The following is an 11,427-nucleotide window of genomic DNA, read 5'->3' as shown; positions in this document are numbered from 1 at the left end:
GTCTGAAACAATCAAAAAGTTAATAAAAGGATATGGACATCTCTCAAAGCCAGAATGAAAAAGCGACCATTTTAGTTGTAGACGATACCCCGGATAACCTGATTTTTATTAGTGGACTGCTCAAGGACGATTATCGGGTCAAAGTTGCTAACAATGGTGAAAAAGCGTTAACGATTGCTCAGTCAGGTAATCCCCCTGATTTGATCCTTCTTGACATTATGATGCCCGGTTTGGATGGTTATGAGGTTTGTCGCCAGCTTAAGGCTAACTCCCAAACCCAGGATATCCCGATTATCTTTCTGACGGCTAAATCCAACATTGAGGATGAGCGTAAAGGCTTAGAGTTGGGGGCGATTGACTATATTACAAAACCGGTTAGCCCCCCCATTCTCATGGCTAGGGTTAAAACCCAACTCAGGCTAAAAGCATCTTATGACAATCTTCGAGACCTGCTGAGGTTTCGTGAAGATATGGTGAATATGATGGTGCATGACCTCCGAAATCCGATTACCAGTATTCTCTTAGCCGCAGAATTGTTGAGCAAATATCCCACTTTACCCCCAGAAAAACTTAAGAAAAAGCTGGATCAGATTTTGAACGGTGGACAACAATTGCGATCTTTTGTGGATGAATTGCTTTTAAGAGCTAAATTAGAATCGAGTCAATTAGTTCTTGACCGTCAAGAGGTAGACTTGTGTGAACTTTGTACCTCGGCAATTACCGACTTACAAGAAATTGCAACTCAAAATCATTTAGAACTGATTGCAAAAATGCCTCAACTGAATCACCGTCTGGTGAATATTGATCCCTCTCTATTTCGTCGCGCCCTCGATAATTTGCTATCCAATGCGATTAAGTTTTCACCCCATGATAGTGAAATTACCCTCACGGTTGATTACCCTGGTGAACAAGGTGCGAGAGTTCAGGTTGCTGATTTGGGGCCGGGGGTAAATGATAATTTACGACAAAGTATTTTTGAAAAATATGAAATAGGAACTCCCATGAAAGGCATTAGCCAAACTGGATTAGGTTTAGCGTTTTGCAAACTGGTGATAGAGGCTCATGGCGGAAAGATTTACGTTGTTGATAATACGCCTCAAGGTTCAATATTTATCATTGAAATTGATAACTAAATTTCCCTTTACTTCGGTTTGACTATGAAAATTGCGATCGCTCAACTTAACCCGACGGTTGGAGACTTAACGCTCAATGCTCAACGAATATTAGACGCGGCAGAAAAAGCGGTTGAAGCGGGATGTCATCTGTTATTAACAACAGAATTATCCTTAACCGGATATCCTCCCAGAGATTTATTAATTCGTCCGAGTTTTATTGAAGCAACAACAGAAAAATTACAGCAATTAGCAATAGATTTACCGCCTCAAATTGCTGTTTTAGTGGGAACTATTCAACAAAATTTAGATTATCAAACAAAAGGTGGCAACCCAATTTTTAATAGTGCTGCATTATTAGAAAAGGGTAAAGTTAAACAGTATTTTCAAAAACGATTATTACCAACTTACGATGTTTTTGATGAAGATCGCTATTTTGAACCCGGATTAGAAAGTGATTTTTTTGTTTTAGAAGATACCCTAAAAATTGGGGTGACAATTTGTGAGGATTTATGGAATGATGAATTATTCTGGGGTAAGCGGAATTATCCTTGTAATCCGTTCCAAGATTTAGCTCATTTAGAGGTAGATTTAGTCGTTAATTTATCGGCTTCACCTTATCAAGTCGGCAAGCAAAAATTCAGACAATCTTTGATTAGTCATACTGCAAAACGCTATAATATTCCAATTTTATATGCAAATCAAGTCGGAGGAAATGATGATTTAATTTTTGACGGTTGTAGTTTTGCTTTTAATAAAAATGGCGATAAAATTTTAAGTTTAAAACCGTTTGAGACAGATTTTGCCGTTATAGAATTTGATACCCAAACCCAAGATTTAATTGCTAATTCTAATCAGAATCAAGATATAAAATTAATTGAAAATGAAGATCAAGAAATTTGGTTGGCATTAGTTTTAGGGGTAAAAGATTATGTGCAAAAATGTGGATTTTCTAAAGTTGTTTTAGGGTTAAGTGGGGGAATTGATTCGGCTTTAGTAGCTGCGATCGCAACGGAAGCATTAGGGAAAGAAAACGTTTTAGGGGTATTAATGCCATCTCCCTATAGTTCTGATCATTCCATTCAAGATGCTTTAGAATTAGCCAATCATTTAGGGATTCAAACCCAAACTTTACCCATTGGAAATCTAATGCAAATTTTTGATCAAACCTTAGAACCCATGTTTGCAGGAACTTCCTTTGGATTAGCAGAAGAAAACCTCCAATCTCGCATCCGAGGAACTTTATTAATGGCGGTTTCTAATAAGTTTGGGCATTTATTATTAACCACTGGGAATAAATCAGAAATGGCGGTGGGATATTGTACCTTATATGGTGATATGAATGGAGGATTAGCGGTCATTGCAGATGTACCTAAAACCCGTGTTTATTCCTTATGTTCTTGGTTAAATGAATATCATGGAAAAGAAATAATCCCCCATCATGTATTAGTTAAACCGCCGAGCGCAGAACTCAAACCCGGACAAGTCGATCAAGATTCTTTACCCCCCTATGAAATTTTAGATGATATTTTATATCGTTTAATTGAAAAACATCAATCCTTAACTGAAATTGTGGAAGCAGGACATGAACAAGCTGTTGTTAAAAAAGTGATTCGTTTAGTGATGATTGCTGAATTTAAACGTCGTCAAGCCGCACCCGGATTAAAAATTAGCGATCGCGCTTTTGGAACTGGATGGAGAATGCCAATTGCAAAAGCACTAGATTGGTAGTAACAATTAATATTTTCTACCTGGGTTATTTTAAGCGGGGGTTGTTCCTGTTCCTTCAAATAATGCGATCGCACTAAATACTAGAAATAGAAAACCTCCTATCGCTGTAATTGCCCGTTCTGATAATCTTCCCGCAATTAATTTGCCTCCTAATACCGCAATTGCTGCACAAATTGTATGTCCTACAATTCCTCCAATAATCACGCCAATGGGATTATGAAAGGTCGCTAAGGCGATAGTGGCAATTTGAGTGCGATCGCCCCATTCTGCCGCAAAGGTTAAGACAAAAGATTCTATAAAAGTTGCCCATTTTGTTTTTCCAATTGTAGACTTTTTCTGAGCTTTTTCCACAACTTCTAAGGCTTCTTCCTGCTCATCACTAGCCCCTGATTCGGGAGCCATTTTACTAGCATCATATAACAGTTTAAACCCGAATAAGGCAAACAAAATAATTTCGGCATAGTGAATATAAATTGGAGGCAAGAATGAAAAGATTTGCCCCACCGCAACGGAAAGCACCGTCATGGTTGCCAAAGCAGCAACTACCCCAGCAAAGACAAGTTTTCTATTATATTTACAGGATAAAATAACGGCAATAAAAAATGTTTTATCTCCAAGCTCTGAAATGGTAATAAGTAAGAGCGCGGCTGTAAAAGCAGTGAGCATGATTATAATATTGTGAAACAGGATTGATGAAAGTAGATCATAAGACTTTCATCTTTATCATACCATAAAAACTTTTTAATTTCTCAATATTTTTATTGAGTTTTATTTGGTTTTATTCATAAATGAATCATAATAAATTCATAATTAATTCATTTTTTTATAATTCCTAGAATAATAAGTACCCAAACAGAGTTGTTTACACATTTCTAATTCCCTATTCCCCATTCGCAATTCGTAATTCGTAATTCGTAATTCCCTGTTCCCTAAAATCACGCAATTTCTATCTAAAGTTAGAAAAAATCTAGCTGGCGGTTAATCATCCCTGTCCCGGATAAAATTTATGAAACAGAATCCCCCCTTAGTCGTAAGATCTTGGTATGATTTGTACCCATTGACAACTTCAGTTGCTCCCGTACAAATTTCTATACCCTTAAGATTTTAAGCGTTATGCCATTTCCCCGTTCTAGCGGTATCTTACTACACCCGACATCCTTACCCAGTCCCTTTGGCGTTGGAGATATTGGCCCTGTCGCCTATCAATTTGTAGATTTTCTCAAACAAAGTGCCCAACAATTATGGCAAGTTTTACCCCTTGGCCCCACTGGATTTGGTAATTCTCCTTATTTATCCTATTCTGCTTTTGCCGGAAATCCCTTATTAATTAGTTTAGAATTGTTAAAAGAGGACGAATTACTCACCGATGAAGACTTAGCAAATCCTCCGAATTTCCCCAGCCATATTGTTAATTTTGATGCCGTTAAAGCTTATAAAGATAAACTCTTTAAAAAAGCCTGTGAAACCTTTAAAGAAAATGCCACATCTGAACAAGAACAAGAATTTAATCAATTTTGCTATCGCAGCAACTATTGGTTAGATGATTATGCCATTTTTATGTCTCTCAAAGAAGCTTTAAAGGGGGAAAGTTGGAACCAATGGGATGAAAATATTGCTCGACGAAAACAGGACGCTCTCCACACCTGGGGAGTCAAATTAGCCGAACCAATTTACTATCATAAATTCCTACAATTTCAATTCTTCAAACAATGGGGAAAACTCAAACTTTATGCGAACGAACAAGGCATACAACTGTTTGGAGATTTAGCGATTTATGTAGCCCATGATAGCGCTGATGTTTGGTCACATCCTGACATCTTTTCCTTAGATGGAGAAACAGGAGACGCCTCACTAATGGCGGGTGTTCCCCCCGATTATTTTAGTGCGACCGGTCAATTATGGGGAAATCCGGTTTACAATTGGGAGCGTTTACAACAAGAAGATTTCCATTGGTGGATACAACGAGTTGAATCGTTATTAGGTTATTTAGATTTAGTTCGGATTGATCATTTTCGCGGTTTAGAATCTTTTTGGGTTGTTCCTCAAGGAGAAACAACAGCAATGAATGGTCGCTGGGTTGAAGCACCTGGAGATGCCTTTTTTAGCTTATTAAATGAGAAATTAGGCACATTACCAATTATTGCTGAAGATTTAGGAATTATTACCCCAGAAGTGGAAGAATTACGGGATAAATATGGTTTACCCGGAATGAAAATTCTGCATTTTGCCTTTGATTCCGGGCCAGAGAATCCCTATTTACCCTACAATTATAATTCCCCAAATTGGGTGGTTTATACTGGAACCCATGATAACGATACCACCGTAGGATGGTTTAACCGTCGGAGTTTACAAGAACAAGCCAGAGTCACCCGTTATTTAGGCTGTAGTTCGGGTTATGGGATTCATTGGGATTTAATTCGGTTAGCCATGTCCTGTGTCGCCAATCAAGCAATTTTCCCCCTACAGGATATTTTAGGCTTAGGTAGTGAAGCTAAAATGAATATGCCCGGAGAAGCTGAAGGAAACTGGGCTTGGCGTTTCCAACCCGGAATGTTAACCGAAGAAATCGCAGAGCGCCTCAAGTTTTTCACTGAAACCTACGGTCGTCAACCTCGTCAGCCATAATTCTTAGGGGCGGGGTTCTCCCGCCCGTCTTGAGTTATGATTTTGATAAATCTTGGACTTTGAAAACCGCTTCTTCTACCCGACCCGGTTCACCGAGGCGTTTGGCTTCTCCATTATTGACTGTCACGAGTACACCTCCCGCGTTTCCAGCCACAACAACTACTTTATCTTTTGCTTTCCAACTGCGTTGTGTTCCTCCCTCTAGCAGTCCTTCAAATTCAGTTTTTCCATCCACTTCAATCAAGACCCAAGATTGATCTTTAACCACAATACCCACTTCTACAGCTTTTGCCGTGGCGGGTTGATGAGACGGTTTTGTTTGCGAGGCTGTCTCAACGGTTTGTACCCTTGATGTTGTTGTAGCAGGAGAAGAAGACACCAACTGACTCGTAGATTGAGTCGGGGTTTCTACTATCGCTGGACGGAGTTGAGAATTCGTATCCGTTGGATTAGAAAGTGTAACCCGTTCATCGGTTTTTCCCGCAAAATTAGTGGTTTTATTCAGATAAGAAACCCCATTAATTGCACAAATAATTAATAGGATATAAGTTAAGTAAAGATGGGTTGGTCTTAATTGGGGAAGAGCTAAAAAACTTAGAGTTGATTTAACTCCCATAGGTGGAGGTTCAGGCAGGAAAAAATTAGCGAGTTCTTCTCCATTTAAACCTAAAGCATCAGCATAGCGACGGATTAACCCTTGAGTATAAACAGGTTCGGGGAGTTGTTCCATCCTACCTTCTTCTAAAGATTGTAATAAATGAGAACGAATGCGAGTGTAAGCTGCCAGTATATCTAAAGATAAGGAATGACGCAAACGGGTTTCTCGGAGTTGCTCTCCAATTTCTACTAATCGCTGACCCAGTTCGGCATCATCAGAATTAGAGGTTGAGCGAGAATTTTTAGAGTTTTTAAACGGTAAAACAAATAAGTCAGTTTTCATAAACAATTACTCCTTGTTGTCCACAGGTTGAATTGGCACACTAACCAAAGGTGAGGAAGTGGGATTTCGTAAAAACTCAAGTTCAGATGCACTCAAAGAACGATACTGACCTTCTGGCAATGCAGGCTGTCCGGGTGGTTGGAGTTGAATTGAACCAATAGCAGTCCGGTGCAGTTTAATCACCGGATAACCTAATTGTTCGGCAACTCGGCGAATTTGCCGATTTCTACCCTCGTATAAAATCACTTTCAATAAAGCCTTATGGCCTGGAATTTGCTGGAGACACCGAACTTGAGCCGGAAGTGTTTTTCTTCCTGCTAACATGACACCCTGACGCCAAGCCTGTAAGATTGAATCCGGTGGATTTCCCTGCACCCAGACTTGATAAGTTTTAGGAATGAAATGACGAGGATGAGTTAAACGAAATGTTAAATCTCCATCGTTGGTCAGCAATAATGCCCCTGTAGAATCTACATCCAAGCGTCCAACCGGATGAATTCCTTCACCCACCCGCATTTTGCGAGGAAGCAGATCCAAAACGGAAGGTCGTCCGTTTGGGTCTAAACAAGTAGATACAACTCCTAGGGGTTTATTCAGTAGTAAGTAGATTGGCACAGGTCGATAGGAAGGATCAATCCGTTTCCCATCTACCTCAATTTGATCACGGTCTGGATCGGCTTTTTGTCCCAAGTAGGCAATATTGCCATTGACTCGCACCCGTCCGGCTTGAATGATTTCTTCAGCGTGACGTCGCGAGGCAATGCCCCATTGAGACATAATTTTTTGTAGCCTTTCATCCATGGTGCTTTGTGAATGTTACAGACTGCTGTGAGTCTCTTGCAACCTTTCAATTGTTCCACAAGTCTAAAGACTATGTACAAATATTACAGCAATCTGCAAGTAATCCTACTATTAATCTGAGTGCGGTGTGAAATAATGGGGATGCAAAATTTGGTGCTCCTATGGCATTCATTCAAACGCCTCGTCAACCTTTGATTGGAACTCTCCTAACTACTGCTATTCAGTTTTGGTTGCGATCGCAAGTTGACAAAATTGACCACTTAGACTTCAAAATCGAGGGCAGTAATCGTTCTCTACTCTCAGGTTATATTCCCAGAGTGTCTGTTTCGGCTGAGAATGCTGTTTATCAAGGCTTACATCTAACTCAAGTACAGTTACAAGGTTCGGAAATTCGGTTTAACTTAGGTCAAGTTTTAAAAGGTCAACCCCTCCACCTCTTAGAGCCTTTTTTTGTTACAGGAAGTTTACACTTGAATGAATCTGCTCTGAATCTCTCTCTACAGGCTCCCTTGTTAAAGGATGCCTTAAACCATTTCGTTTTGTCCCTATTGAGATCGATGACAGAAGAATCTGTAAGCACTGGATCTGATGTTCCAACCCCGCCAGATAATTCTTGGGTTCACTCGATTCAACAGATTCAAGATAGCCAAATCACCTTAGAAACTGATCGTTTAATTTTAAACGCAAAACTGTTATTTTCTACAGGGGAATTATTATCATTTCGATTAAAAACCGGATTAGGACTTGCTAGTTCCCATGAACTTCTGTTTGTCGAGCCCAAACTAGAAACTCAGACGCTAAATACTGAACTTGACTTTAATGATTATATCATGGATTTGGGAACAGATATTAAGATTCAAGATTTAATTTTATCTCCTCAATGCCTTGAGATTAACGCTATGCTGAAAGTTAATCCTTAATCCTGATTCTGTTATCATCCATCGTTAAGAGGGAACAGGAAACTGCGATTGACCGGGAACAGCAATCAAGATTGATTTCCTCGTTTCTAATCGAATTAAAATTTAGGGTTGCAACGTTGAAACTAAAGGCCAAGTTGTGAGTATAAAAATAACAACTGCAATAATCGATAAGACTAATTCAATAATATTTCCTAACATTGAACCCATGAAAACACCAATACTAGCTTTGAAAGAGGGTTTAATTCTTTCACTGAATTTGAGATCTCGTTGATAGAAAAATTCACCGATAAAAGCGCCTACAAGTGGCCCGATTAAAATTCCCAATAACGGCCCTCCAAAGGGTAACGCAGGTAAAAGTCCCAAGACAGCTATCGTTAAGCCAATGATGGCTCCATATTGTGCCCATTTACTCGCTCCCATCTGTTGTACACCCCAATAAGTCGCTAAATATTCGATGACGGTACTTACAATTAAAATAAAAAATATTACTACCATTGGTAAAACAATACCCGTAAATTTTGTTGCAATTCCCCACAATAAAATTGCCCCTAAAATCAAACTGGTTCCGGGTAGTAAAGGAACAACTGTTCCAATTACTCCAACCACCATAACTGCAATTACAATCCAATAGAGAATCCAATAATTCATCATTTCTTCTCCTGATTAACCTCTTATTGATTGAAAAGCCCGCAGGATGCGGGCATCGTTTAGAGAGATTTAGAGACGGATAATTTACAACAACCCTAGAGGCAAAGATTCACTCAAAGCCATGACCATTTCATGGGTAATAGGTAAACTATCAACAGCTATTCCAGCGCACAACAACATCAGATAGAGGATGGAATATTTAAACAGCGATCGCGCTACATTTCGTTCTGAGGGAGATTGTAATAATTGCCATGCTTTTTTTAAGAAAATTCCCCCTAGAATTAAAGCGATCGCCGCATAAACCAAACCACTGGTATGTAAAGGATAAACCAATAAGAACGTAGAAGGAATCAAAATTAAGCTATAAATCCAGATTTGTTGAGCCGTAATTTCATCTCCTTCAATGACAGGTAACATCGGAACCCCAACTTCCTGATATTCATCTCGAATCATCATGGCTAAAGCCCAAAAATGAGGGGGTGTCCAGAGAAAAATAATGGCAAATAAAAGCCAAGCTGACCAACTTAAATCCCCTGTTACTGCCGCCCATCCCACTAAAGGTGGAATGGCTCCGGCTGCTCCTCCAATCACGATATTTTGAACGCTATGACGTTTTAACCAATGGGTATAGATCAAGACATAAAAAACAATTCCTGATAACGCTAATAAAGCGGTTAACAAGTTAGCAAAAACGCTGAGTAAGACAAATGAAGCAATAGCAAGAGCAATGGCAAAAATCAAAGCATCGAGGGGTTTAACCCGACCGGATGGTAGCGGACGCCAGCGAGTCCGTTCCATAATGTAATCAATATCTCGGTCATACAAACAGTTAATGGTATTGGCAGAACCCGACGCTAAAGCCCCTCCGGTTAATGTCACCAATAACAATAAGGGATCAACCTCTCCTTTCGCCGCTAACCACATTCCAGCAGCCGTAGTAATTAATAACAACAGAATAATTCTTGGCTTCGTTAGTTGATAATAACTTTGAACCACTTGTAAAACATTTTCATGGTGTCTGGAGACATTGGTTTGAATCACTTCTTGCATGAATTCTGACCTATAGAATTTGTTGACTGTTATTAGTAGTTATCAGTGATCAGTTATGAGTTGATTGATCACTGTTGATCTCGTAGGGCTAGAGTGCTAAAACAAACGAGAGTTCCGAGTAATGTTGCTCCCATTGCTTGATGGGAAACGGTAAGGGGTTCGACTTGTAAATGCAGATAAAACGTTGCGACCCCTAAAAGAATTTGAGCCACTAAACAAGCTCCAGCCAAATTTGCTAATTTTCTGAGTCGGGGATGTAAAGCAGAAGTTCGCCAAGCGAAAACAACTAAGGTTAAGGTGGCTAGGGTAGGAGGAACAACCCCCAAAATATGACTATTCATCACGGTACAGAGTTGAGACGACTCAAAACATTGATGTAAAGCCCATTGAGAACCGACTAAGGCTCCTAAAATGCTTTGTAAGTAAACTAAAATGGCAGCGATCATGCTGACCGCAGTTAGCTTTCCAGCGTTTCCAGTGCCTTGATAGGGTAACAGAAGACAACCAATAATCAGCAAGGTTGAGAAAAACAGTAAAGCAGTTCCTAAATGGGCGGTGACAATATCAAAACGTAACAATTCCGTCACCGTAAGTCCACCTAAAACTCCTTGAAACACAATTAAAGCTAAAGCAAACACAGAAGCCCAAGGAAGCCATTGAGGAAGTTCTCGTCTGTACCACAGGGATAACCCCACCAGAGCCATTGTACCGAATCCAATTCCAGCAGCATCAAGACGATGAAACCATTCCAAGAAGACTTGAAAATTCATTTGGGCGGTGGGGACAAACTCCCCATAACACAACGGCCAGTCAGGACAAGCCAGTCCAGCGTTCATCACTCGTGTAGCACTGCCCACGGCCATCAGCAATAACGTGGCAATACTCAGTTTCCAAACTAAACGCCGGATGAGATCCTGCGGTAGAGATTTGCTTTTTTGTGTTTGGCCAGTTGATAAACTGACATCATTTAGGACAGTATTGGCCATGAGTTTCACCCATTTAACGTGACTATTGCAATCATAAAAACATGAGGGATGACTGTACCTATCATTTTAAACATCCCCCTTTAACCCTCCAGAATTAAGAGGGAATTGTTAGGTTTATTTAACAATTTCTGCGATGAGGGCATCCAAAAGCATCTTAGCCGTTTTCGAGAGTAGAGATGCTCTAGCCTTGCTACGATGCTTTCCTTTAGAGATTTTCAGTTCTAAATATCCTCGCAATTTTTGTCCTAATTCGGTTTTAAGGAACCGGGAACGATTTCGCTCAATCACCCGCAGCGACCCAAGGAATAAGTGCTCTCGACACAATGCTGACCCCGTTCGCCTGGATTGTTTCTTGTCTCCTGAGTCTTCCCTCGTGTTCGCGACTCCGATTGTCTTTAAGTTAGCGATGCAATCTCCAGATGAACAGACTTTTAGAAAGTTTTTTGATTCTACGTTAATCTTTGAGGGTTGACGGTCAGCGCAATTCTAAAGAAAATCCAAAAAATCCCTTGTTATAGTTTCCGGTATTTGTGATGTGTTTTACCGTAGATGTAAGGTTTTCGGCTGAAAATAAACCCTGATGTTCAGGTTTCTCAACCAGCGACTAAGATTAA

Annotated in this window: 10 protein-coding genes; 4 read left to right on the top strand and 6 right to left on the bottom strand. The window is 39.9% G+C overall.

Annotated features, from left to right (window positions below; translation table 11 throughout):
- Positions 1 to 32 precede the first annotated feature (32 nt).
- A complete protein-coding gene (locus ACKPEB_RS18545) occupies positions 33 to 1,133 on the top strand; it encodes a response regulator (protein WP_408966453.1) in 1,101 nt (366 codons plus the stop codon).
- A gap of 24 nt (positions 1,134 to 1,157) precedes the next feature.
- Entirely contained in the window at positions 1,158 to 2,843 is a 1,686-nt protein-coding gene (locus tag ACKPEB_RS18540; protein ID WP_408966452.1) for an NAD+ synthase, read from the top strand.
- 30 nt (positions 2,844 to 2,873) lie between these two features.
- Here ACKPEB_RS18540 and ACKPEB_RS18535 read toward each other — a convergent pair whose 3' ends face one another.
- Positions 2,874 to 3,509, bottom strand: a complete 636-nt coding sequence (locus ACKPEB_RS18535; protein WP_408966451.1) for a TMEM165/GDT1 family protein — start codon at positions 3,507 to 3,509, stop codon at positions 2,874 to 2,876.
- A gap of 447 nt (positions 3,510 to 3,956) precedes the next feature.
- Here ACKPEB_RS18535 and malQ point away from each other — a divergent pair, with 447 nt between their 5' ends.
- Positions 3,957 to 5,468, top strand: a complete 1,512-nt coding sequence (malQ, locus tag ACKPEB_RS18530) for a 4-alpha-glucanotransferase (protein ID WP_408966450.1) — start codon at positions 3,957 to 3,959, stop codon at positions 5,466 to 5,468.
- A 34-nt stretch (positions 5,469 to 5,502) separates the two neighbouring features.
- Here the strand turns inward: malQ and ACKPEB_RS18525 are convergent, their stop codons facing one another.
- A complete protein-coding gene (locus tag ACKPEB_RS18525) occupies positions 5,503 to 6,408 on the bottom strand; it encodes a helix-turn-helix domain-containing protein (protein ID WP_408966449.1) in 906 nt (301 codons plus the stop codon).
- Positions 6,409 to 6,414: 6 nt separating this feature from the next.
- The gene (locus ACKPEB_RS18520; protein ID WP_408966448.1) at positions 6,415 to 7,209 is read right to left on the bottom strand and encodes a pseudouridine synthase; all 795 of its coding nucleotides are present in this window, start codon (positions 7,207 to 7,209) and stop codon (positions 6,415 to 6,417) included.
- A 161-nt stretch (positions 7,210 to 7,370) separates the two neighbouring features.
- Between ACKPEB_RS18520 and ACKPEB_RS18515 the strand changes: the two genes are divergently transcribed.
- A complete protein-coding gene (locus ACKPEB_RS18515) occupies positions 7,371 to 8,129 on the top strand; it encodes a DUF2993 domain-containing protein (RefSeq protein WP_408966447.1) in 759 nt (252 codons plus the stop codon).
- A gap of 102 nt (positions 8,130 to 8,231) precedes the next feature.
- Here the strand turns inward: ACKPEB_RS18515 and ACKPEB_RS18510 are convergent, their stop codons facing one another.
- The 3 genes from ACKPEB_RS18510 to ACKPEB_RS18500 form a co-directional block, all read right to left on the bottom strand.
- The gene (locus ACKPEB_RS18510; protein WP_408966446.1) at positions 8,232 to 8,780 is read right to left on the bottom strand and encodes a DUF456 domain-containing protein; all 549 of its coding nucleotides are present in this window, start codon (positions 8,778 to 8,780) and stop codon (positions 8,232 to 8,234) included.
- An 81-nt stretch (positions 8,781 to 8,861) separates the two neighbouring features.
- A complete protein-coding gene (locus tag ACKPEB_RS18505) occupies positions 8,862 to 9,827 on the bottom strand; it encodes a heme o synthase (RefSeq protein WP_408966445.1) in 966 nt (321 codons plus the stop codon).
- 68 nt (positions 9,828 to 9,895) lie between these two features.
- Complete coding sequence (locus ACKPEB_RS18500; RefSeq protein WP_408966444.1) at positions 9,896 to 10,813, bottom strand: COX15/CtaA family protein; 918 nt, start codon at positions 10,811 to 10,813, stop codon at positions 9,896 to 9,898.
- Positions 10,814 to 11,427: the final 614 nt, after the last annotated feature.

The sequence above is a fragment of the Planktothrix sp. genome, assembly GCF_046067725.1.
In the GTDB taxonomy this organism is placed as follows: Bacteria; Cyanobacteriota; Cyanobacteriia; order Cyanobacteriales; family Microcoleaceae; genus Planktothrix.
Note: the sequence above shows the minus strand (reverse complement) of the source record. Positions and strands in the feature narration are given on the sequence as shown.